Below are 23,886 nucleotides of genomic sequence, written 5' to 3'. Positions count from 1 at the left end.
CTTTTCGCAGGAATCTCTCCGTGTTAGTTACCAGCAACGTCACTATGCAGTTTGGCAGTAAGCCGCTGTTCGAAAACATTTCCGTCAAATTTGGCGGCGGCAACCGTTACGGCCTGATTGGTGCCAACGGTAGCGGAAAATCCACCTTTATGAAGATCCTCGGCGGTGACCTGGAGCCAACGCTCGGTAACGTGTCGCTCGACCCTAACGAGCGCATCGGTAAGCTGCGTCAGGATCAGTTCGCCTTCGAAGAGTTCACCGTGCTCGACACCGTGATCATGGGGCACGCGGAGCTGTGGGAAGTGAAGCAGGAGCGCGATCGTATCTACGGTCTTGCTGAGATGAGCGAAGAAGATGGTTACAAAGTGGCCGACCTGGAAACGCAATACGGCGAAATGGACGGCTACTCTGCGGAAGCGCGTGCGGGCGAACTGCTGCTGGGCGTCGGTATTCCGGTTGAACAGCACTACGGCCCGATGAGCGAAGTCGCGCCAGGCTGGAAGCTGCGTGTGCTGCTGGCGCAGGCGCTGTTCTCTAACCCGGACATCCTGCTGCTCGACGAACCGACGAACAACCTGGACATCGACACCATCCGCTGGCTGGAGCAGACCCTGAACGATCGCGACAGCACCATGATCATCATCTCGCACGACCGTCACTTCCTGAACATGGTGTGTACTCACATGGCGGATCTGGACTACGGCGAGCTGCGCGTTTATCCGGGCAACTACGATGAGTACATGACGGCGGCAACCCAGGCGCGCGAGCGTCTGCTGGCCGACAACGCCAAGAAGAAAGCGCAGATTGCTGACCTGCAATCCTTCGTCAGCCGCTTCAGCGCCAACGCCTCTAAATCGCGCCAGGCAACGTCGCGTGCCCGTCAGATCGACAAAATCAAGCTGGAAGAGGTTAAAGCCTCCAGCCGTCAGAACCCGTTCATCCGCTTCGAGCAGGACAAGAAGCTGTTCCGTAACGCGCTGGAAGTGGAAGCCCTCACCAAAGGCTTCGATGAAGGCCCGCTGTTCAAAAACTTCAACCTGCTGCTGGAAGTGGGCGAGAAGATTGCCATCCTAGGCGCCAACGGCGTGGGTAAATCCACTATGCTGAAAACCCTGGTCGGTGAACTGCAACCGGATAACGGTACCGTGAAATGGTCTGAAAACGCGCAGATTGGTTACTACGCGCAGGACCATGAATATGAGTTTGAAAACGATCTGACCGTCTTCGACTGGATGAGCCAGTGGAAGCAGGAAGGCGACGACGAACAAGCGGTACGCAGCATTCTGGGGCGTCTGCTGTTCAGCCAGGACGACATCAAAAAGCCCGCCAAAGTGCTCTCCGGTGGTGAAAAGGGCCGTATGCTGTTCGGCAAGCTGATGATGGAAAAACCGAATATTCTGGTGATGGACGAACCGACTAACCACCTGGATATGGAATCTATTGAGTCGCTGAACATGGCGCTGGAGATGTATCAGGGCACCCTGATCTTCGTCTCTCACGACCGGGAGTTCGTCAGCTCACTGGCGACCCGCGTGATCGAAATTACGCCAGAGCGCGTGGTGGACTTCACCGGTAACTACGAAGATTACCTGCGCAGTAAAGGTATCGAGAGTTAAAAAAATAGCCGGGTGGCGGCTTCGCCTTACCCGGCCTACGTTCTATCCCCTCTCCCTGTGGGAGAGGGTTAGGGTGAGGGCAACAGGCCGCACTATACCACCCACTCGCCCCCTTCAACTCCGTTCACCCGCAGCGTACGTTTTTCCCCCGCCGGTAATGACACCTTCAGCGCCTTCCATGCCGGACGATAGTCGCCGCGCGCATTCACCTTCAGGTTGATACTTGCGCCGTCGCACACCATCTCCCATTCCACCCACAGCGCATTGCCGTTCTGGTAGCCCCAGCTTTCGCCGTCATCCTCAAACAGCAGCCCGGCGGTGGTGCCGACGCCTTTCACCGGGAACAGTTTCAGCTCACGGGTATCGTCTTTATCGGCGCTCACGTGACGGATGCGTTCGCTGAGCGGCAAACCGGCCCCGGCGCGTACCAGCAGCGGCAGCTTTTCCAGCGGCGCATCAAGGACGATCGCCTGGCCGCCCGCATACCACGCGTGAGTGTAAAAATCGTACCAGCCGGTTTCGTTATCCGGCAGCCAGACGCGGCGCTCGCGCTGCCCGGCTTCGACGACGCTGGCCACCAGCAGGTCACGGCCCAGCAGGAAATCGTCGCACTCTTCAAACGTCTGCGCATCGTGCTCATGATCGAGGAAGGTCGGGCGCAGCATCGGCTCGTCGTCGGCGTGCGCCTGCCAGAGCAGGGTGTAGAGATACGGCAGCAGGCGGTAGCGCAGTTCAATGGCGCTGCGAATCGCAGGCGTGACGCCCGGGTACATCCACGGCTCGTTCACCGTGTGATCATCGTTCCACGAGTGAATGGTAAAGCGCGGGTGCATCACGCCGTTCTGTACCCAGCGCACGAACAGCTCGGCATCCGGCTTGTCGCCGGAGAAACCGCCGACGTCGTGACCGACGTTGAACAGTCCGGACAGGCTCATGCCCAGCCCCATGCGGATGTTATAACGCAGGGTGTCCCAGTTGGTGCGGTTGTCGCCGCTCCAGGTCTGAACGTAGCGCTGCATTCCGGCGCAGCCGGAGCGGGAGATCAGATACGGACGTTTCTCCGGCGCAAAGCGCTGCTGCGCTTCCAGCGAGGCGCGCATCATCAGCAGCGGCATCACCGGGCGAATGTGCTTGATGGCGATCTCCTGACCGAAGCCATAGCAGCGCGCTTCCCCGTCCCACACTTCATACTCGTTGTTGTCGTTCCAGGTGGAGTCGATGCCCATCTCCAGCAGCTGCGTGGTCACGCCGTTCTGCCACCACTGCACCGTCTGCGGGTTGGTGAAGTCGAGATGCGATCCTTCGTCATCCCAGAAGCTGGAACGTTCAGGCGCATCGGTTTCTGAATCACGAATGAACAGGCCGCGTTCCGCCACTTCGCTGTAGCGGGGATGATCCTGCAACAGACACGGCTTGATGTTGGCCGCAAGCCGCAGCCCCGCGTCGTGGAATGCCTGGCTCATCACCTTCGGCTGCGGCACTTTGTCGTAGTTCCAGTTAAAGACGTAGCGCTTGCCGTTAATCGAGGTATAGCCGGAGGAGAGCTGGAACGAGTCGCACGGAATGGCATGCTCATCGCACAGGCGGATGAAGTTCATCAGCTGGTTCTGCGCATCCGGCGCGTCGGTGTAGTGCATGGTCGAGCCGCTGTAGCCCAGGCTCCACTTCGGTCCAAAGAGCGTTTTCCCCGTCAGGCGCACGAAGGCTTTCGTCACGTCCAGCGCACGCTTGCCGGTAAAGATGTAGTAGTCAATATCGCCCGCTTCCGCCTGCCAGCGGCGGTAGGCGGTGTGATAGTTGTCGATCTCGTTACCCAGATCCAGCCAGCAGCTGCTCAGGTTATCGTAGAACAGACCGTAGCTCACGTCATCGCGACGGGTAAGGGTGAACGGGATGTGCTTGTAAAGCGGATCGGTGCTGGCCGCGTTATAGCCCATCGCGTCCAGGTTACGCATCTCATAGCGTTTGCCGTTGCGCTGTAAATCACCCGCTTTCTCACCCAGACCGTAAAAACGTTCATCCTTACGACGGCTAAGATAGTGCGCCACGCCGTCACCGTGGGCGTTCAGCAGGTAGGCGCTGGTCGGGCGGTCATTGACCAGCGGCTGCCACTCGCCCGCCTCATTGCGGTAGTGCCACTCCAGCCACAGCGGCTGGTGGACGGTGACGCGCAGCTGTTCAGTCGCTACGGTTAACGTGTCGTCCTGCTGCGTCAGCGTCCAGGCAGGGCAGGTGAAGCCGCTGACATCGTCACGACGGCGGCCTTCCCACGGCACATCTTGTTCCGGCGCGATGCTCCAGGTGCGGTTCAGCGCCAGCTCGCCTTTACGTTTGATCAGCACACGGAACAGATTCTCTTCCAGCACATACAGGCACAGGCGGTGCTGGTTATCGATTAGCAGTTCCAGATGATTCGCCGACTGCGTATCGACGGTCCAGTTTTTCAGGTTTTTCATATGCAATACATCCACTATCAGGCGCGCTTGGCGCGACGTTCAGCAATAAATGCCACCAGGAAGACAGCGCCAAGCAGGTCAAAGAAGCCCATGGCGATAAAGAGCGGGTTGAAGCCGATTTTGTCGGCGGTCACCCCAATCAAAAGGGAGAACAGGAAGCTGGCGATCCACGCCGCCGAGCCGCGCATGCCGTTGACCGTCGCCATCTGGCCTTTGTCGAACGACTCCACGACCAGCGCGCTAAGCATGCAGGAGATGATCTGGTGCCCGAAGCCGCCGATGGAGATCAGCACGATGGTGATATACGGGTCGCGGGTCACGGCTACGACGGCCAGAGAAATCATCAGAAACGCGCCGGTGACGGAGCTGGCTACCACCGAGTTGACGCGGGTGCAGCCAAAGCAGCGGGTGTAGAGCCGGGTCAGGTAGCCGCTCGCCACGCTGCCGAGGTCGGCGGCCAGGAACGGCAGCCAGGCGAACATCGCGATCTGTTTCAAATCCATACCATGCTCTTTGGCGAGGTACAGCGGCACCCAGAAGCTCAGCACGGCCCAGGCCGGTTCCGCCATAAAGGCCGGGATGGCGATACCGTAGAACCGTTTGTTCTTCGAGACGGTTTTCAGCGCGGTCAGGAAGGGCAGTTTGACCGGCGCAGGTTCGTTATCCTGCTTGATAAACGCCAGCTCATCGCGGCTCAGGTTTGGGTGCTGTTCCGGGTCGTGATAAAACGCCCACCACAGGATCACCCACAGCAGCGCCAGCACGCCGGTAAACATAAACGCACCCTGCCAGCCGAACGACGCGTGAGCAAAGTAGATGATAGGCGGGGCCAGCATGGCCCCAATGGAGAAGCCTACCCCCGCCCAGCCTGCGGCAACAGGGCGCTCTGATTTCGGGAACCATTCACCGATGGTTTTGGCGTTCGCTGGCGTGGCGGCGGCTTCGGACGCACCCATAAAGAAGCGCAGAATCGCCAGGTGCAGCCAGCTTCCGGCACCCGCGTGGAAGATACACATCAGCGCCCAGATCCCGGCGCAGACCATAAAGCCGATTTTCAGGCCGATAACGTCAATCAGCCAGCCGCACAGGGGCTGGAAAATGGTGTAGGCGATCTGGAACGCGCCGACGATCCAGGAGTACTGCTCGGTGGTGATCCCGAGGCTCTCTTTCAGTTCAGGGGCGAGAATACCTAACGAGTTACGGGTGATGTAGTTAACGGTCACGCCGAGAAGAAACAGCACCAGTACGTACCAGCGCAGGTTCCTGATGACGCGACGTGTTTTGCTTGTCGCTACGGTGTTATTGATGTCCTGACTCATTTTCTTCTCCACAAGACGGACGGTAAGGGGACAAAGGTTCAGGTGTCACACAGCGTCAGGCGTTTGAAAGTTATCTGTTTTAGAGCGCTAAGCTGCTATACAACTAGTATGGAAGTTGTGTGACAGGTTCACCTTAAGAAAGAAATTGGGCAGGGAATAGTGGATTTTGTGCAAACTTTCTCATAACCGAGGTTTAATTTTCGGCATTATGACCTTCTCGCAAGTTATTACCTGATAAACAAGTTGTGAAAATTTTTTCATTTCACATCCGGAGCCAGATCACAAAATGGACAAAAGGCTTAAAATCACCGAAATCGCCGCCCGGACGCAGCTCTCCATCAGCACCGTTTCTCGCGTGCTGGCGGGGAAGGCAAACACCAGCGAAAAAGCACGGGCAAAGGTGCTGGCGTGCGCGCGGGAGCTGGGGGTAATGGACGGCATGGCGGCGGGGCGTCTGCTGCTTAACAGCCTGGTGGTGTTTGCCCCGCAGCGGGCGTTTGACGAGCGGTCCGACATCTTTTACTACCGCGTCATCCAGAGCGTGAGCAAAGGGCTGGCCTCGCATGAGGTTCGCCTGCGTTACTGTGCGCTGGAGGAGAACGACAGCGATGCCCAGCTGTTTCTGGCCCGCATGAACGAAGTGGACACCCAGGCGGCGATCCTCCTTGGTATCGACGATCCGCATATCCACGATCTGGCGGTAGACGTGGGCAAACCCTGTATGCTGATTAACTGCCGGGACCGCCACATGCGCCTGCCCGCCGTCGCGCCGGATCATCGCGCGATTGGCGAGCGGGCGGCAGAGTACCTGTTCGAGATGGGGCACCGGGAGGTGATGAACGTGCTGTGCCTGCGTCGCTACACCATGGAGCTGCGCCTGTCCGGGATCCGCGACGCGTGGCACGGTCATAACCTCAGGTTCAGCGACAGGCGCGACCTGCTGATGGTGTCCAGCTTCAGCGCCAGAGAGACGGAGCAGCTGGTAAGCGAGTGGCTTCACCAGCAGAAAGGGAAGGACCTGCCAACGGCGTTCCTGGTTGGTGGTGATTTTATGGCGGCGGGGACCATCAGCGCGCTGCAAAACCACGGTCTGCGCGTGCCGCATGATGTCTCGGTGATGAGCATCGACGGCTTTAATCTCGCGGCGATTCAGGATGTGCCCTTAACCGCGGTACATGTTCCGCGTGATGAGCTGGGAACGGAAGCGGTGCATATGCTCCAGCAGCGGCTGATGCGCCCGGACGCGCCGGTGGGAACATTGCTGCTAAACGGCACGCTGACCGTGCGGGAGTCGGTCCGGCGGATACGTCAGGGGAAACGACGTACCGCCGTAGAGCGGGAAGGGCTGTACGACGGTTAAGCCATGCCCAGCGCGCGCCTGCCGTGGATGTTGAGATCGGCCACGGTAAAGCGGCCCTGCCAGCTTTTCTCATAATCCTCGCGCGGGAAATCGCCCGGTGACGCGCCGGTTTCCAGCGCTTCCTTGACCTTTTTCGCATAGGCGAGATTCTTCTCGCACATTGGCGCGGCAGGAATATACATCACGTTGCCCCAGCCCTGCTGATTTTCCACCGGCGCGACGGAGTGGATCACATCGCAGTGCCACCACACGGAATCACCGGCTTCCAGCGCCGGAATGCTGGTTAACGCTTCGATCAGCAGCGGATGCCACTTCTCAGAAATCGGCAGCACGCGCCCCGGCGCCACGCCGCACAGCTCGTCTTCCGGCACGTCGTCCAGCAGCGGACGCAGCAGAATATAGGCCATTGCCTCCGGGATCGGCACCACGTGCAGCAAGCCCTGTCCGGGGATCATGTCCGACAGCGCCGTCCAGCCCTGGAAGGTGCGGAACACCGAGCATTTGGTGGTGTTATCGACGGTGTACTCTTCCACTTCGGTACGATGCGCGGCATTCCACGGATCGTATTTCTCAACGTTGCCGTCAAACACGCGGGCAAAGACCTGCTGATAAGCGGGCAGCAGCCAGCGCTCCAGCGCGCCAGAATCGGTGTGTGCGCCAAGTCCTTTCGAGGTGGTTCCCGGCGGGCGGCGGCGGATGCGGTCAGGGTAAATCACGCTCACGTCCGGGTCGAACCACTGTTTACCGTTGCTCTCAAATGTCCATAAACGGTTCAGGAATGACTGTACCTGCGCCATCTCTTCACTCTGGCGCGCCTGCATTTGCGCCTGAGACCAGTAGATCGGATAAATCTCCGGACGAGAGGCCGTTAAGGTGCCGAAGAAGTTATCGCCGGGTCCTTTGTACACCTCGTCAAATTTGTTCAGATCGAGGTAGTCGAGCATCGACTGATCCCACGCCAGCGCCTGCTCGCGCGGGAAGTGGCCTTTGATCACCGCGCAGCCGCGAAGTTTAACGGCTTCGCGCTGTTCGGCGGTGATCGTGCCGTTTTTCACGTCGGCAAAAGGGATCACTGGCCAGACGGTTTCGCCTTTGTTTTTGAGAGCGTTGATTTCCGCCACGCGGGTGGCGATTTTATCGCTGAGCCGGTCGAACACCGCCTGCACGTCGCCGATCTGCGCGCGTAATTCACGTTTCATCTGACGGATTGCCGCTTTATGGTCCGCTGGCAACGTTTCGCTGGTAAAGGTCATAACTGCCTCGCATCTTTCATTCGAAAGTAAAAGTGTCTACAAGTGATACTTTAAGTTAAAAAAAAGTTAATGCAAGTTTAAAACCTTGACGGGTGCCACAGGATGGGAAAAGAGTGAGAGGCCGGAGCGAGGCTCCGGCAGGTAGGGGGATCAGGCGTCGAACGGGGAGTGCGCGTCGAGCACGGCCTGAATCACATTCAGCGCGCCCTGATGGTTGTTATCGTCGGTAGTGTAACGGCTGACCTCTTTAATGGTGTCCGCCGCGTTGCCCATCGCAAAGGAGTATTTCACCAGCTTCAGCATTTCCGCATCGTTGCCGCTGTCGCCAATGCCGACGCACGCCTGAGGTGAGACTTTCCAGCGTTTAAGCAGGCGGCTGATGCCGTTGGCCTTGTGCAGGCCGGGGATAATCAAATCGACAAAACCGAAGCCGCTGGTGACCGGCTTCATGATGCCGTCCAGGGAGACATGCAGTTTATCAACCAGATTCGGGATATCGCTGTCCGGCAGGTTCAGGGAGAATTTAAACAGCACGTCGTCAATTTCTCGGTAATCGCTGATGGGTTTTAAGCGATGGTAGTGTTTCGACATCAGCTTCACGAACGCTTCTGGTGCTTTATCGCTGACGTACGCGCTCTCCAGCCCGCAGGCCACAAAGTTCAGCCCTTTGTCTTTCAGCAACTCGCCAATGACGATCTGCGACTCATGACGCGTCAGTTCGCCGTGGAAAATCTGTTCGCCGTGATCGAAGACCAGCGCGCCGTTTTCCGCGACGAAGGAGATCTGATCTTTCAGCTCCGGGAAGAAGGAGATGAGCTGGTAATACTGGTTGCCGCTGGCGACAACAAATTCAATGTCGCGGGCTTTAAGCTGCTCAAACTGTGCCTGGAAGCGGTCACGATCGTACTGCTTGGCATCATCAAGGAAAGTTCCGTCCATATCGGTGACGATAACTTTTACGGTCATACTGTGCTCCTGGGTCACTGCGTTTGAAACATTCTAATAACAAGGTGACGGGGAGCACAAATTTAATTTCATTCGAAAGTCAAAGCAAAACGGCAACCGAAGTTGCCGTTTTTAGTGTTTTCTCCCTCTCCCCGTGGGAGAGGGCCGGGGTGAGGGCATCAGGGTGCGCATTTCCCCCTCACCCTAACCCTCTCCCTCAAGGGAGAGGGGATAAACCGTTACAGCGTATGCTCAGTACGAGCGATAATATCGTCCTGCGCATCCGGCGACAGGGCGGTGAAGAACGCCGAGTAACCCGCGACGCGCACCACCAGGTCACGATACTGATCCGGGTGTTTCTTCGCTTCCAGCAGCGTTTCGCGGGAGACGATGTTGTACTGAATGTGCCAGCCTTTATGCACCTCGAAGAAGGTGCGCAGCAGCACCATCAGCTTCTGGCGATCGCTGTCGTTTTCCAGCGTCGACGGGTTCAGCTTCTGGTTTAGCAGCACTCCGCCGAGAATCGCTTCCGTCGGCAGTTTACCCACGGAGCCAATCACCGCCGTCGGGCCGAGGTGGTCGGTACCGGAGGCCGGGCTTGCCCCTTCCGCCAGCGGGGTGTGGGCTTTACGGCCGTCCGGCGTTGCCATGGTTGCTGCGCCAAACGGCACGTTTGCGGAGATAGACGACGTGCCCGCATAGTAGTTACCCCCAATCGGGCCGCGGCCGTAGCGTGGGTTATGGTACTGCTTCAGCTCTTCAATGTAGGTTTCGTAGGCACGGGTCAGCAGCAGGTCCACGCTGTCGTCGTCGTTGCCGTACTTCGGCGCGCCGTTGATCAGGCGCTGGCGCAGCTGCTCGTGGGTCAGCCCCTCGAAGTCATCCGCCAGCGCCGCCGCCAGCTGTTGCTGACCGATAACGCCCTGGTCAAACACCAGCTTCTTCACCGCTGCCAGGCTGTTGCCGAGGTTGGCGATCCCCACCTGTAGGCCGGAAACCCAGTCATACTTCGCGCCGCCCTGCTTAATGCTTTTCGCGCGTTCGATACAGTCGTCCACCAGCGCCGAGCAGAGAATATCGTGGACGTTCTCTTCCAGCATGGTGTCCACCACGTACTCGATCTCAATGGATTTGCGGGTGTAGTAGCGGATCTGGTTATCCCACGCCGCCATGACCTCATCAAAATTCCCGAAGTTACCGGCAGAAAGCGCTTTTTCCTGCGGCAGGAACACCTGGCCGCTGGTGGCGTCGCGACCGCCTTCCAGCGCCGCCAGCATCACGCGGGCGAAGTTGATAAAGCTCATGCCGGTGCAGCGATAGCCCCACTTGCCGCCAACGGCGGTTTCGATGCAGCCAATCGCCGCATAGTCATACGCGTCCTCTCGTTCCACGCCGAGCTTGATAAATTCCGGGATCACGATTTCATCGTTGTTAAACGCCGGCATCCCGAAGCCGCAGCGGATCACCTGCACGCAGGCGTCGAGGAAGTCGTTGCTCATGCCCGCGTGGTAGCGCACGCTCAGGTTTGGCTGAGTGGAGCGCAGGCGACCGCAGGATTCGAGAATGGCGTAAGAGAGCGGGTTGACCGCGTCCATCGGTTCACCGTTGACCAGCTTCTGGCCGCCGATGGTGACGTTCTGATACAGCGGACTGCCCGCAGAGGCTTTGGAGTGCGAGCCGGAGCGGATTTTGTTCACTTCCAGCAGCTTCAGCCAGCAGCTGTGCAGCAGCTCAATGGCGTGCTCGCGATCCAGACTCTGGTCCAGCTCCACGTCGCGGCGATAGTACGGGTAAAGGTACTGGTCCATACGGGCAAAGGAGACGGAGTGACCGTTGGACTCAATTTGCAGGATTAGCTGAATGAAGTAGCACAGCTGTAGCGCCTGCCAGAAGGTTTTTGGCGGCTCGTGAGCAATCACGTCGCAGTTTTCCGCCATGGCCAGCAGCTCGTCGCGGCGGCTGTCGCGGGTTTCTGTCGCGGCCATTTCACGCGCCAGGTCGGCAAAGCGTTTGATGTGCAGGCTTACGGCTTCCAGCACGATATCAATGGCTTTCAGGAACTGATCGCCGTGCAGATCGTCCAGCACCGTCAGGTTGATGCGCGACCGGCGCTCGGCCACTTTCGCGCGCAGGCCGTCAAGCCCTTTCTCCAGCACCAGCGGGAAATTCACCGCCAGGTGTGCGTCACCGGAGGTCATGTTGCCTTCCGCTTTGATGATGCCGGTTTCCAGCAGGCCTTTCTGCTCGTCGGTGAACATGCCGTAGCAGCGGTCCTGCACCGTCTGGCCGCGCCACCACGGGCAGATCTCATGCAGCACGCGCTTGTTCTCTTCGCTCACCGCAAAGCCTGCGCCCGGGCGGTCCGCCAGATCGTCGATCTCTTTCTCAATCCAGGAGACGGTGTATTCCGGGAAAATCGGCGCGGCGCGCACTTCGCTTGCCTGGTTACCGATAATCAGCTCGTCATGCTTGATCCAGATGGTACGCTCGGCCAGGTGATGCGCCAGCGCCAGTGCGCGACGTACCGGGATCGGCTTGTCCAGATGCTGCTGATACATTTCGGTATAATGCTGTGCGCGCTCGGTACAGACCGGCGGCTTAACGATATGCACCAGCGCCGTTTTGTGCGCCTTAATGCGCTCGCTGAGGGTGTTGAGATTCAGGGTTGTCATAGGTTTATCCTCGTAAGGTCGCGGTTAACCCTTTCTGGCAGGCGTACTGCTGCGCAAAGTCCAGCAGGGCAGGGTTATCCAGCGGTTTGTCAGGGGCAGAGTAGGGTTGGCCGAGCAGGGTGTATTTGTTCATGCCCAGCGTGTGATACGGCAGAAAATGAATATCGTGAACGCCGAGTTCGTCGGCGGCGAAATTGGTAATGGCGGTAACCGACGTTTCATCGGCGTTAAAGCCCTGGATCAGCGGCACGCGAATGGTGATTTTTTTCCCGGCGGCAGCCAGGCGCTTCAGGTTGTCCAGGATCCGTCTGGCTGAGCCATCGGTCCACTGTTTGAATACGTCACTGTCCACATGCTTCAGGTCCGCCAGGAACAGATCGACATACGGCAGTGACGGCTCGATATAATGCCAGGGGACGTGAAGGCAGGTTTCAACGGCGGTATGAATGCCTTGTTCATGGCTGGCTTTAAACAGGGCATGTGCCAGCGCCGGGTTCATGAACGGCTCGCCGCCGGAGAGGGTGATCCCGCCGCCGCTGCGGTCGTAGAAGGGCTTGTCGCGCAGCACGGTGGCCATAATCTCCTCCACCTGCTTCTCTTCACCGCAGACGGTAAGCGCCTGGGTCGGGCAGCAGTCGGTAAGGGCAGTGAGCGTCTCGTCGTTAAGCTTCTCACGATGAATGACCAGCCCGTTCAGCGCGCGTTCAACACACCCCGGCGCGGCCTGCTGACACAGGTCACAGCCGTCCAGGCACAGACGGGCATCAAACAGGACGTCCCGCGTGCGGGAGCGGCTTTCCGGGTTCTGACACCAGCGACAGCCCAGCGAGCAGCCTTTCAGGAATACTACGGTTCGAATACCGGGACCGTCGTGGGTGGAGTAACGCTGTATATTGAAGATCATTTTCTTGCCCTCGAATTACATATGAAGATTAAATTACTTTCGAATGAAAGTTATCTTGATATGGGTCAATTCCTGAGCAGGTTTTGCTGTGATAGGGTAAGTGCAGGCTAATTTTGAGGGTGACATCATGGAACTTTATCTCGACACATCTGACGTTGCGGCAGTCAAAAAGCTGGCGCGTATCTTCCCGCTGGCGGGCGTGACCACTAACCCAAGCATTGTGGCGGCGGGTAAAACGCCTCTGGAAGAGCTGCTGCCTGCGCTGCACGACGCGCTGGGCGGCAAGGGCCGGCTGTTCGCTCAGGTGATGGCGAAGACCGCCGAGGGAATGGTGGAAGACGCACGTAAGCTGCGCACGATAATCAATGACCTGGTGGTGAAAGTGCCCGTGACCGCAGAAGGGCTGGCGGCGATCAAAATGCTGAAAGCAGAAGGGATCCCGACGCTGGGTACGGCGGTGTACGGCGCAGCACAGGGGATGCTCTCCGCACTGGCGGGGGCTGAGTATGTGGCTCCTTACGTGAACCGCGTGGACGCGCAGGGCGGGGACGGGATCCAGACGGTAGTCGAACTGCAACAGCTGCTGACCCTGCATGCCCCGCAGTCAAAAGTGCTGGCGGCGAGCTTTAAAACCCCGCGCCAGGCGCTGGACTGCCTGCTGGCAGGGTGCGAGTCCATCACGCTGCCGCTGGACGTGGCGCAGCAGTTTATTACCTCTCCGGCCGTGGATGCGGCAATTGTGAAGTTTGAGCAGGACTGGCAGGGGGCGTTTGGACGGACGTCTGTCTGATGCTGTTGCCGGGTGGCGCTAACGCTTACCCGGCCTACGTTTGCATCGCTGTTGCCGGGTGGCGCTGACGCTTACCCGGCCTACGCTCGGGCCGTTGTAGGTCGGGTAAGGCGAAGCCGCCACCCGACTTTTTTACTGGCTACACACCTCACACCCGGGATTACGCATCAGCTTCATCTCGCGGAACTGGCAGGTCATCGCGTCATACATCACGATTTTACCCGCTGCGGGCGTGCCGTAGTGCGCCAGCACTTTGATCGCCTCCATCGCCTGCAAGGAACCGATAACGCCAACCAGTGGCGCCATCACGCCCGCCTCGACGCAGGTCAGCGCATTCTCGCCAAACAGACGGCTCAGGCAGCGGTAGCAGGGCTCTCCTTCAGCGTAGGTGAAGACGCTGATTTGCCCCTCCATGCGGATGGCCGCGCCGGAAATCAGCGGCGTTTTACGGGCAAAGCAGCCCGCATTGAGCTGGTTGCGAATGGCGACGTTATCGGTGCAGTCCAGCACCAGGTCATGCCGTGCAATCTGCGCAAACAGCGCGTCGTCATCCAGCATCGCGTCAATCAGGGTGAACTGAACGTTGGGGTTAATGCGCGCCAGCGCCGTGCGTGCTGATTCCACTTTAGGCTGACCGACCGTCGCGTCGCTGTGCAGCGTCTGGCGTTGCAGGTTGGACACCGACACGGTGTCGAAATCCAGCAGCGTCATGCTGCCGACACCCGCCGCAGCCAGGTATTGCGCCGCTGCGCAGCCCAGACCGCCCAGGCCCACAACCAGCACGCTGGCCGCCTTGAGCGCTTCCTGGCCCTCGAAATCAAACCCGCGTAGCACGATCTGGCGGTTATAGCGCATCATCTCCGGGTCGCTCAGTTCCACCGTCATGTCAGCCTCCGAACAGGTGGTTAAAGCGTTCCACTTCAACCCATTCGCCCGCCTCAACGTGGCCGCGATCGCGCTCCAGCACGATAAAGCAGTTACCCTGACTGAAGGAGCTAAAGATGTGCGAACCCTGATGCCCGGTGGTGCTCACCTCCAGCTCGCCGTCGGCGTTGCGCGCCAGAATGCCGCGCTGGAAATCGAGACGGCCCGGTGATTTTTTGAGGCGCGTTGCCGCCCGCACGCGCACACGCTCCGGCAGCGGGCTGGCATTGTTGCCTGAAAGCTTCGCCAGCAGCGGGATCACCAGCTGGTAGAAGGTCAGCGCGGCAGAGACCGGGTTACCCGGCAGGCCACAGAACCAGCTGTGCGGAAGTTTGCCAAACGCGAACGGTTTGCCCGGTTTAATCGCCAGCTTCCAGAAGGCGATTTCGCCCAGCTCTTCAAGCAGGCTTTTGGTGTAATCCGCTTCGCCAACCGATACGCCGCCGGAGCTGATCACCACGTCGGCAGAGGCGTCAGCGTCGATAAACGCCGCGCGCAGTTTTTGCGGATCGTCAGGAATGATACCGAGGTTAATCACCTCACAGCCCAGCTGCTCAAGCATCAGGTGCACCGCCAGACGGTTGGTGTCGTAAATCTGCCCCTCGTTCAGCGGCTGACCCGGAAGCTGTAGCTCGTCTCCCGTGGAGAACACCGCCACGCGCACTTTGCGGACCACGTCAATCTCCGCGATGCCAAGCGATGCCAGCACCGGCAGTTCGGCGACCGTCAGCTTTTGCCCGGCGGCAAAGACCGTTGCGCCCAGGGTAATGTCTTCCCCGATGTGGCGGATATTTTGTCCCGCTTTGACGCTGGCGGTAAAGCGCACGCCGTCGTCCGTTTGTTCGGTCTCTTCCTGCATCACCACGGCTTCACAGCCCTTTGGCACCGGTGCCCCGGTCATAATGCGCACGCAGGTGCCCGCTGGCCACTCACCGTTAAACGGCTGCCCGGCAAACGCTTTACCTGCCACCGGCAGCGGCTGACCCGTTTGCAGATCCGCCAGACGTACGGCATAGCCGTCCATCGCCGCGTTATCGAACCCCGGCACGTTCAGCGGCGAGACGATATCGCGCGCGGCAATACGGCCAAAACAGCGCACAAGCGGCAGTGTCTCAACGTCGTGCAGGGGAGTAATACGATCAAGCATCTGCGAGAGTGCCGTCTCAAGCGGCATCAGTCCGGCGGTAAAATCCATGGTGGGCTCCTGCGGAGTAACAACGAAAGCGCTCATTATGGCAGAAAAGTGCGGCTAACTGTATGACCCGATGGGTGTACGCTTTACATCACAGTTGCGTCTTTCTATATTCAAAAATCATCTGAAGATTCGTCGACGATAATGATATTTATAGAAAAAGCAGCCAGCCAGGCTGATGGGTGATGCGAAATGAGTAAAGCGGTTATCGCAATTCATGGCGGTGCCGGGGCAATCACCCGTGCACAGCTCAGTCCCGAGCAGGAGAAGCGTTATATTGATGCGCTGAACGCCATTGTGGAAACAGGCCAGCGCATGCTGGAAGCGGGCGACAGCGCGCTGGACGTGGTGACCGAGGCGGTACGTCTGCTGGAGGAGTGCCCGCTGTTTAATGCCGGTATTGGCTCGGTCTTTACGCGCGATGAAACGCACGAGCTGGATGCCTGCGTGATGGACGGCGTCACTCTGAAGGCGGGCGCGGTAGCGGGCGTCAGCCGTCTGCGTAATCCGGTGCTGGCCGCGCGTCTGGTGATGGAACAAAGCCCGCATGTGCTGCTGGCCGGGGCGGGGGCGGAAAAATTTGCCGTCGAGCACGGGATGGACACGGTCTCGCCCGATCTTTTTTCCACCGAGGAGCGTTACCGGCAACTGCTGGAGGCCCGTACAGCGGGGATGACGCAGCTGGACCATGCCGCGCCGCTCGATGAACGCAGCAAAATGGGCACGGTAGGCGCGGTGGCGCTGGATAAAGCCGGTAATCTCGCCGCCGCGACGTCGACAGGCGGTATGACCAACAAACTTCCCGGTCGCGTCGGCGACAGCCCGCTGCCGGGGGCCGGGTGTTACGCCAATAACGCCACCGCGGCGGTGTCATGCACCGGCACCGGCGAAGTGTTTATCCGCGCGCTGGCGGCCTACGACATTACCGCGCTAATGGATTACGGCGGATTAAGCCTGAGTGAGGCCTGCGAGCGGGTAGTGATGGAGAAACTGCCGGCGCTGGGCGGGATTGGCGGCTTAATTGCGGTGGATCGGGAGGGCAACGTGGCTCTGCCGTTCAACAGTGAAGGGATGTACCGGGCGTGGGGGTATGCCGGCGATGCGCCCAGCACAGGCATTTATCGTGAATAAGGGGGCATTGCGTGCCGCACCGTGAAGAGCTGGACAACTGCGAAGTGCTGGCTGTCCACCAACTGAATATTGCGTTTCAGGAAGAGCGGCAGTTCATCCCCGCAGTACAGAATTTATCGTTTTCGCTCAGGCGCGGCGAGACGCTGGCGATTGTTGGCGAATCAGGTTCCGGTAAATCCGTTACCGCGCTGGCGCTGATGCGTCTGCTTGAGCAGACGGGCGGGCAGGTCACCAGCGAGCGGATGCTGTTGCGCCGTCGCAACCGTCAGGTTATCGATCTCAACGAGCTGAGTGCGTCCCAGATGCAGGGGGTGCGCGGGGCAGATATTGCGATGATTTTTCAGGAGCCGATGACCTCCCTGAACCCGGTTTTTCCGGTGGGCGAGCAGATTGCCGAATCTATCCGCCTGCATCAGGGACTGAGCGGTGATGAGGCGCTCAACGAAGCAAAACGGATGCTGGAGCTGGTGCGTATCCCTGAGGCGCACGCGATTTTGTCCCGCTATCCGCATCAGCTTTCCGGCGGCATGCGCCAGCGGGTGATGATTGCGATGGCGCTGTCGTGCCGTCCGGCGGTACTCATTGCGGACGAACCCACCACGGCGCTGGATGTCACTATTCAGGCCCAGATCCTGCAACTGATTAAGGTGTTGCAGCAGGAGATGGAGATGGGGGTGATTTTCATCACCCACGATATGGGGGTGGTGGCGGACATTGCCGATCGGGTGCTGGTTATGCATCAGGGCAATGCCGTGGAAACCGGCACGGTGGAGCAGGTCTTTCATGCGCCGGTGCATTCTTATACCAAAGCGCTGCTGGCGGCGGTCCCGCGTCTGGGGGCCATGAATGGCAGTGATTTTCCGCGCCGTTTTCCGCTGATCTCACAGACCGAACAGGGCCAGCAGGAAGACGAAACCGAGCAGGATACGGTGGTTCCCGGCAGGCCAATTCTCGAAGTGCGTGACCTGGTGACCCGTTTTCCGCTACGTAGCGGGATCCTCAATCGCGTGAAGCGCGAAGTGCATGCGGTTGAAAACGTCAGTTTTGATCTCTGGCCGGGTGAAACGCTGGCGCTGGTGGGGGAGTCCGGCTGCGGTAAATCCACCACCGGACGGGCGCTGCTCAGGCTGGTGGCGTCGCAGGAGGGGAGCATCACCTTCAACGGTGAGCGCATCGACACGCTTCCTAACAGTAAATTGCAGGCGGTGCGCCGGGATATTCAGTTTATATTCCAGGATCCTTATGCGTCGCTCGATCCGCGCCATACGGTGGGGTACTCGATTATGGAGCCGCTGCGGGTGCATAACCTGCTCGACGGTGAAGCCGCGCAGCGCCGCGTCGCATGGCTGCTGGAGCGCGTGGGCCTGAAGCCGGAGCATGCCTGGCGTTATCCGCACGAATTTTCTGGCGGTCAGCGTCAGCGTATCTGCATTGCGCGGGCATTGGCCCTCAATCCGAAAGTGGTGATTGCGGATGAGTCCGTGTCAGCGCTGGATGTCTCTATCCGCGCGCAAATCATCAATCTCCTGCTCGATTTACAGCGGGATTTGGGCATTGCGTTTCTGTTTATCTCCCACGATATGGCGGTGGTGGAGCGGATCAGCCATCGCGTGGCGGTGATGTACATGGGGCAAATTGTTGAAATCGGCCCCCGTCGGGCGGTGTTTGAAAACCCGCAGCACCCGTACACCCGCAAGCTGATGGCTGCCGTACCGGTTGCCGATCCTGAGCATCGTCACGCCCAGCGCGTGCTGTTGCAGGACGAAATGCCGAGCAATATTCGTAAACGGGGCGAAACCCTGGAGCGCGTGGCGCTGCGTGAGGTGGGACCCGGTCATTTTGTCGCACCACCGCGTCAGGGCAATGCATTCTCGCGGTTATAACTTACAACAGGCAGGAGAACACAATGGTTCCTTTTGTTGCTCGTAAATGGCTGCTGGCCGCGAGCGTGACGGCTGCGCTGGCCGCCGCCCCCGCGTTCGCGGCGAAAGATGTGGTGGTGGCTGTGGGGTCTAACTTCACGACCCTGGATCCGTATGATGCCAACGACACCCTTTCTCAGGCGGTGGCAAAATCCTTCTACCAGGGGCTGTTCGGCCTGGACCGCGAAATGAAGCTGAAAAACGTGCTGGCGGAAGGCTATACCGTGTCGGACGACGGGCTGGTCTATACCGTTAAGCTCCGTACCGGCGTGAAGTTCCAGGATGGCACCGACTTCAACGCCGAGGCGGTTAAGGTCAACCTGGATCGTGCCAGCAATCCTGAAAACGGTCTTAAGCGCTACAACCTGTATAAAAATATCGCCCAGACCGAGGTGGTTGATCCGGCGACGGTGAAGATCACCCTCAAAGAGCCGTTCTCGGCGTTTATCAATATCCTGGCGCACCCCGCGACGGCGATGATTTCGCCCGCCGCCCTGAAAAAATACGGCAAAGAGATTGGCTTCCACCCGGTGGGGACCGGACCGTACGAACTGCTCACCTGGAACCAGACCGATTTTGTGAAGGTGAAAAAATTCGCCGGATACTGGCAGCAGGGGCTGCCGAAGCTGGATACCATCACCTGGCGGCCGGTAGTAGACAACAACACCCGCGCCGCAATGCTGCAAACCGGCGAAGCGCAGTTTGCCTTCCCGATCCCGTACGAACAGGCGGCGCTGCTGGCGAAAAACAGCAAGCTGGAACTGGTGGCCAGCCCGTCGATTATGCAGCGCTACATCAGCATGAACGTTACGCAGAAACCGTTTGATAACCCGAAGGTGCGTGAAGCCATCAACTACGCCATTAACCGCCAGGCGCTAGTGAAGGTGGCCTTTGCCGGCTACGCCACCCCGGCGACGGGCGTGATGCCGCCAACCATTGAGTACGCGCAAAGCTATCAGCCGTGGCCGTACGATCCGGCGAAAGCGCGGGAACTGCTGAAAGAGGCGGGCTATCCGAACGGCTTTAGCACTACGCTGTGGTCGTCGCATAACCACAGTACCGCGCAGAAGGTGCTGCAATTTACCCAGCAGCAGCTGGCGCAGGTGGGCATTAAAGCCAGGGTTACGGCGATGGATGCCGGACAGCGAGCGGCGGAAGTGGAAGGCAAAGGACAGAAAGAGAGCGGCGTGCGGATGTTCTACACCGGCTGGACGGCTTCAACCGGAGAAGCGGACTGGTCCCTGTCGCCGCTTTTTGCTTCCCAGAACTGGCCGCCAACGCTGTTCAATACCGCGTTCTACAGTAATCCGCAGGTGGATAAAGATCTGGCCGATGCCCTGAAAACCACCAAACCGGAAGAGAAAGCACGCCTGTACAAAGAGGCGCAGGACATTATCTGGAAAGAGTCGCCGTGGGTGCCGCTGGTGGTGGAAAAACTGGTCTCAGCCCACAACAAAGCGCTGACCGGTTTTTACATCATGCCGGATACGGGCTTTAGCTTTGATGACGCGGATTTGAAATAAAACTCATGCTGAATTATGTGTGTAAACGCCTGCTGGGGCTTATCCCGACGCTGCTGATTGTGGCCGTGCTGGTGTTTTTGTTTGTCCATATGCTGCCCGGCGATCCGGCGCGTTTGATTGCCGGACCGGAAGCGGATGCGACGGTTATTGAACTGGTGCGTAAACAGCTCGGTCTTGACCAGCCGCTGTACAGGCAATTTCTGCGTTACATTGGCAATGTCCTTCAGGGCGATTTCGGCATCTCAATGGTGTCGCGTCGTCCGGTGTCGGAGGAGATTGCCAGCCGCTTTATGCCTACCTTCTGGTTAACGATTGCCAGTATGAGCTGGGCGGTTGTCTTTGGCCTGGGCGCGGGGATTGTCGCCGCCGTCTGGCGCAACCGCTGGCCGGATAAGCTCGGTATGGCGCTGGCGGTCACCGGCATCTCTTTCCCGGCGTTTGCGCTGGGCATGCTGCTGATGCAGATTTTCTCCGTCGAGCTGGGCTGGTTGCCGACCGTCGGGGCCGACACCTGGAAGCACTACATTCTGCCCTCTATGACGCTAGGCGCGGCCGTTGCGGCGGTTATGGCCCGGTTTACCCGCGCCTCGTTTGTCGACGTGCTGAGCGAAGATTACATTCGCACCGCGCGGGCAAAAGGGGTGAGTGAGAAATGGGTCATTCTGAAGCATGGTTTTCGTAATGCGATGATCCCGGTGGTCACGATGATGGGGCTACAGTTCGGCTTCCTGCTGGGGGGCTCTATCGTGGTTGAGAAGGTCTTTAACTGGCCGGGGCTGGGGCGCCTGCTGGTCGACTCGGTCGATATGCGTGACTATCCGGTTATTCAGGCTGAAGTCCTGCTTTTCTCGCTGGAGTTTATTCTTATCAACTTAGTGGTGGATGTGCTTTACGCCGCCATTAACCCGGCCATCAGGTATAAGTAAGATGCGATTACTGAACTGGCGTCGCCAGGCCATTTTAAACGCTATGCCGGGGATCAGGCCGGACCATATTCGCACCCCGTGGGTTGAGTTCTGGCGTCGATTCCGTCGTCAGCCCGTCGCTATGGTCGCCGGGTTGTTTGTGTTACTGCTGATCCTGGTGGCGATTATCGCCCCCTGGATAGCCCCGTTTGATGCGGAAAACTACTTCGACTACGACCGGCTGAACGATGGTCCGTCGATGATGCACTGGTTTGGCGTTGACTCGCTCGGGCGCGATATTTTCAGCCGCGTGCTGGTAGGGGCGCAGATCTCGCTGGCTGCCGGGGTCTTCGCGGTGCTGATGGGCGCAGCAATTGGCACCGTGCTGGGGCTGGTGGCCGGGTACTACGAAGGCTGGTGGGACCGCATCATCATGCGTATCTGCGACGTGCTGTTTGCCTTTCCCGGTATTCTGCTGGCGATTGCCGTGGTGGCGGTGATGGGCAGCGGCATGGCGAACGTCATTATCGCCGTGGCGGTATTCTCGATTCCCGCTTTCGCGCGTCTGGTACGTGGCAACACGCTGGTGCTGAAGCAGCAGACCTTTATCGAGTCGGCGCGCAGCATGGGAGCCAGCGATGGCACCATCCTGTTCAGCCATATTCTGCCGGGAACGGTCTCGTCTATCGTGGTCTATTTCACCATGCGCATAGGCGTGTCAATTATCTCGGCGGCCAGCCTGTCGTTTCTGGGGTTAGGGGCACAGCCGCCGACGCCGGAGTGGGGCGCGATGCTGAACGAGGCGCGGGCGGATATGGTGATTGCGCCACACGTGGCGATCTTCCCGAGCCTGGCGATTTTCCTGACCGTGCTGGCGTTTAACCTGCTGGGGGATGGGCTGCGCGACGCGCTGGACCCGCGGATAAAAGGGTAGTGCTGTGGAATGTGCCGGGTGGCGGCTACGCCTTACCCGGCCTACAAAAGGGAAGCAGGGTGTTTAAACCCGGCTACCCCACAGGTCATACTCATCCGCGTTTTCAACCTTCACGCGAATAATATCACCCGGCTTAACCTGTGTTTCGCCGTTCAGGTACACCGCGCCATCGATTTCCGGTGCATCCGCCATGCTGCGGCCAATCGCGCCTTCTTCGTCCACTTCGTCGATAATCACCAGAATTTCGCGGCCCACTTTCTCCTGCAAGCGTTCAGCAGAGATCTGCTGTTGCAGCTGCATAAAGCGGTTCCAGCGCTCCTCTTTTACCTCTTCCGGTACCTGGTCCGCCAGCTCGTTGGCCGTTGCGCCTTCAACCGGGCTGTACTTGAAGCAGCCGACGCGATCCAGACGCGCCTCTTTCAGGAAGTCGAGCAGCATCTGGAAATCTTCTTCGGTTTCACCCGGGAAGCCGACAATAAAGGTGGAGCGCAGGGTCAGATCCGGGCAGATCTCACGCCACTGCTTGATGCGCGCCAGTTGGCGATCCACGGAGCCAGGACGTTTCATCAGCTTCAGAATGCGCGGGCTGGCGTGCTGTAGCGGGATATCCAGATACGGCAGGATTTTGCCTTCCGCCATCAGCGGGATCACATCGTCAACGTGCGGATAAGGGTAGACGTAGTGCAGGCGCGTCCAAATCCCGAGCTTAGCCAGCTGCTCGCACAGGCCGACCATGCTGGTTTTCACCGGCTCGCCGTTGTGGAAACCGGAGCGGTGTTTGACGTCCACACCGTAGGCGGAGGTGTCCTGGGAGATGACCAGCAGCTCCTTCACGCCCGCGTCGGCCAGGCGTTTGGCTTCTGCCAGCACCTCGCCAATCGGACGGCTCACCAGATCGCCACGCATCGACGGGATGATGCAGAAGGTACAGCGATGGTTGCAGCCTTCGGAAATTTTCAGGTAGGCGTAGTGGCGCGGCGTCAGCTTCACGCCCTGTTCCGGCACCAGGCTCAGGAACGGGTTGTGCTTTGGTTTGGGGACGTAGTGATGAACATGTTCCAGCACCTGCTCGTAGCTGTGCGGGCCGGTGATCTCAAGCACTTTCGGGTGCACTTCGCGGATCTGATCCACCTTCGCGCCCAGGCAGCCGGTGACAATCACTTTGCCGTTTTCCGTCAGGGCTTCACCAATGGCTTCCAGTGACTCCTGGACCGCGCTGTCAATGAACCCGCAGGTGTTGACGATCACCATGTCGGCGTTGTCGTAGCTTGGCACCACGTCATAGCCTTCAGTGCGAAGTTCAGTCAGGATGCGTTCGGAGTCCACCAGGTTCTTCGGGCAGCCGAGGGAGACAAAGCCGATTTTCGGCGGGTGCGTAACATTGCTCATAGGTTAAAAATTCATCAATTATGGAGTTATCAGGGCGGGATTTTACAGCGTATCGCGGGGGATTTATACACTCTTGATGGCGCAGTTGAGGCGGGCAATCGTTGTAACATTGTAAAGAATGTTAATCAGTTATCGTTTATTGATCTCAGGCATTACATTGTACAAAAAATGACCTTATCCTTAATAAGGTAACATGGCTGACAGGGGAGGAAATAGCATGTCCGTTGACAGACTGAAACGCGATCTGCTTAACAAGCTGATCAACGCCCGAATCGACCTGGCCGCATATCTGCAACTCCGCAAGGCGAAAGGGTATATGTCAGTCAGCGAAAGCGAAAATCTGCGTGATAACTTCTTTGAACTTTGCAATTTCATGCGTGAAAAAGCACCCATCCTGAAAGCGCACTACGCTGAAAGCGAATTAGTGGCGCTGCGCCGCGCCGCCGAGGTGCTCTCCATCGCCGGGGTCTGTTTGATGAACGGACGTCACGACTGCCCGAATTTTATTGCCGTTAACGCGGAGAAGCTTGAAAACTGCCTGACCACGCTCGCGCTTTGCATCATGTGTCTGAACAAGCCGGAAACGCTTGCCCGGCACTGAACCCGGGGGAGGCAACTCCCCCTTCTGATTAAGCTTTTGTAAAAGTGGTA

Annotated in this window: 18 protein-coding genes; 9 read left to right on the top strand and 9 right to left on the bottom strand. The window is 58.8% G+C overall.

Annotated features, from left to right (window positions below; all coding sequences use genetic code 11):
* Positions 1 to 20 precede the first annotated feature (20 nt).
* Entirely contained in the window at positions 21 to 1,616 is a 1,596-nt protein-coding gene (locus O1722_RS15710; RefSeq protein ID WP_003858434.1) for an ABC-F family ATPase, read from the top strand.
* Between the two features lie 92 nt (positions 1,617 to 1,708).
* On the opposite strand, the gene O1722_RS15705 is transcribed toward O1722_RS15710, so the two are convergent.
* A complete protein-coding gene (locus tag O1722_RS15705; protein ID WP_033486352.1) occupies positions 1,709 to 4,072 on the bottom strand; it encodes a glycoside hydrolase family 31 protein in 2,364 nt (787 codons plus the stop codon).
* A 17-nt stretch (positions 4,073 to 4,089) separates the two neighbouring features.
* Entirely contained in the window at positions 4,090 to 5,391 is a 1,302-nt protein-coding gene (locus O1722_RS15700) for an MFS transporter (protein WP_100151222.1), read from the bottom strand.
* Positions 5,392 to 5,677: 286 nt separating this feature from the next.
* Here O1722_RS15700 and O1722_RS15695 point away from each other — a divergent pair, with 286 nt between their 5' ends.
* Positions 5,678 to 6,751: a LacI family DNA-binding transcriptional regulator gene (locus tag O1722_RS15695; protein WP_033486349.1), complete on the top strand. Its 1,074-nt coding sequence runs from the start codon at positions 5,678 to 5,680 to the stop codon at positions 6,749 to 6,751.
* Here O1722_RS15695 and O1722_RS15690 read toward each other — a convergent pair.
* The 4 genes from O1722_RS15690 to O1722_RS15675 form a co-directional block, all read right to left on the bottom strand.
* Complete coding sequence (locus tag O1722_RS15690; RefSeq protein WP_033486348.1) at positions 6,748 to 8,004, bottom strand: DUF1479 domain-containing protein; 1,257 nt, start codon at positions 8,002 to 8,004, stop codon at positions 6,748 to 6,750. The two genes, O1722_RS15695 and O1722_RS15690, sit on opposite strands and share 4 nt — an antisense overlap.
* Before the next feature lie 150 nt (positions 8,005 to 8,154).
* Complete coding sequence (locus O1722_RS15685) at positions 8,155 to 8,970, bottom strand: Cof-type HAD-IIB family hydrolase (protein ID WP_032671264.1); 816 nt, start codon at positions 8,968 to 8,970, stop codon at positions 8,155 to 8,157.
* A 218-nt stretch (positions 8,971 to 9,188) separates the two neighbouring features.
* Positions 9,189 to 11,621 carry a formate C-acetyltransferase/glycerol dehydratase family glycyl radical enzyme gene (locus O1722_RS15680; RefSeq protein ID WP_033486346.1) on the bottom strand — a complete coding sequence of 811 codons (2,433 nt, stop codon included), beginning with the start codon at positions 11,619 to 11,621 and terminating at the stop codon, positions 9,189 to 9,191.
* A 4-nt stretch (positions 11,622 to 11,625) separates the two neighbouring features.
* On the bottom strand, positions 11,626 to 12,525 hold the full coding sequence (locus O1722_RS15675; protein ID WP_032671261.1) for a glycyl-radical enzyme activating protein: 900 nt from the start codon (positions 12,523 to 12,525) through the stop codon (positions 11,626 to 11,628).
* Between the two features lie 127 nt (positions 12,526 to 12,652).
* On the opposite strand from O1722_RS15675, the gene fsa reads away from it, so the two are divergent.
* Positions 12,653 to 13,315 (top strand): fructose-6-phosphate aldolase, encoded by a 663-nt coding sequence (gene fsa, locus O1722_RS15670; RefSeq protein WP_033486343.1) that lies wholly within the window; start codon positions 12,653 to 12,655, stop codon positions 13,313 to 13,315.
* A gap of 132 nt (positions 13,316 to 13,447) precedes the next feature.
* Here the strand turns inward: fsa and moeB are convergent, their stop codons facing one another.
* On the bottom strand, positions 13,448 to 14,200 hold the full coding sequence (gene moeB, locus O1722_RS15665) for a molybdopterin-synthase adenylyltransferase MoeB (protein ID WP_023303354.1): 753 nt from the start codon (positions 14,198 to 14,200) through the stop codon (positions 13,448 to 13,450).
* Position 14,201: 1 nt separating this feature from the next.
* Positions 14,202 to 15,434 (bottom strand): molybdopterin molybdotransferase MoeA, encoded by a 1,233-nt coding sequence (gene moeA / locus O1722_RS15660; protein WP_033486341.1) that lies wholly within the window; start codon positions 15,432 to 15,434, stop codon positions 14,202 to 14,204.
* A gap of 189 nt (positions 15,435 to 15,623) precedes the next feature.
* On the opposite strand from moeA, the gene iaaA reads away from it, so the two are divergent.
* From iaaA to gsiD, 5 genes are read left to right on the top strand one after another with little or no spacing between them, the layout of a single operon-like run.
* Positions 15,624 to 16,562, top strand: a complete 939-nt coding sequence (gene iaaA / locus O1722_RS15655; protein ID WP_015571030.1) for a beta-aspartyl-peptidase — start codon at positions 15,624 to 15,626, stop codon at positions 16,560 to 16,562.
* 11 nt (positions 16,563 to 16,573) lie between these two features.
* Entirely contained in the window at positions 16,574 to 18,445 is a 1,872-nt protein-coding gene (gsiA, locus tag O1722_RS15650; RefSeq protein WP_033486340.1) for a glutathione ABC transporter ATP-binding protein GsiA, read from the top strand.
* Between the two features lie 23 nt (positions 18,446 to 18,468).
* A complete protein-coding gene (gsiB, locus tag O1722_RS15645) occupies positions 18,469 to 20,007 on the top strand; it encodes a glutathione ABC transporter substrate-binding protein GsiB (protein WP_015571028.1) in 1,539 nt (512 codons plus the stop codon).
* Between the two features lie 5 nt (positions 20,008 to 20,012).
* Positions 20,013 to 20,933, top strand: a complete 921-nt coding sequence (gsiC, locus tag O1722_RS15640; protein WP_006809475.1) for a glutathione ABC transporter permease GsiC — start codon at positions 20,013 to 20,015, stop codon at positions 20,931 to 20,933.
* A 1-nt stretch (position 20,934) separates the two neighbouring features.
* Entirely contained in the window at positions 20,935 to 21,846 is a 912-nt protein-coding gene (gene gsiD, locus O1722_RS15635; protein WP_033486338.1) for a glutathione ABC transporter permease GsiD, read from the top strand.
* Positions 21,847 to 21,909: 63 nt separating this feature from the next.
* On the opposite strand, the gene rimO is transcribed toward gsiD, so the two are convergent.
* On the bottom strand, positions 21,910 to 23,235 hold the full coding sequence (gene rimO, locus O1722_RS15630; protein WP_017693743.1) for a 30S ribosomal protein S12 methylthiotransferase RimO: 1,326 nt from the start codon (positions 23,233 to 23,235) through the stop codon (positions 21,910 to 21,912).
* A gap of 217 nt (positions 23,236 to 23,452) precedes the next feature.
* Between rimO and bssR the strand changes: the two genes are divergently transcribed.
* Positions 23,453 to 23,836, top strand: a complete 384-nt coding sequence (gene bssR / locus O1722_RS15625) for a biofilm formation regulator BssR (RefSeq protein ID WP_003858412.1) — start codon at positions 23,453 to 23,455, stop codon at positions 23,834 to 23,836.
* Positions 23,837 to 23,886 lie beyond the last annotated feature (50 nt).

The organism is Enterobacter cloacae complex sp. HYC003_NIDB, from assembly GCF_056673375.1.
This window is presented reverse-complemented; position numbering and strand designations above follow the sequence as displayed.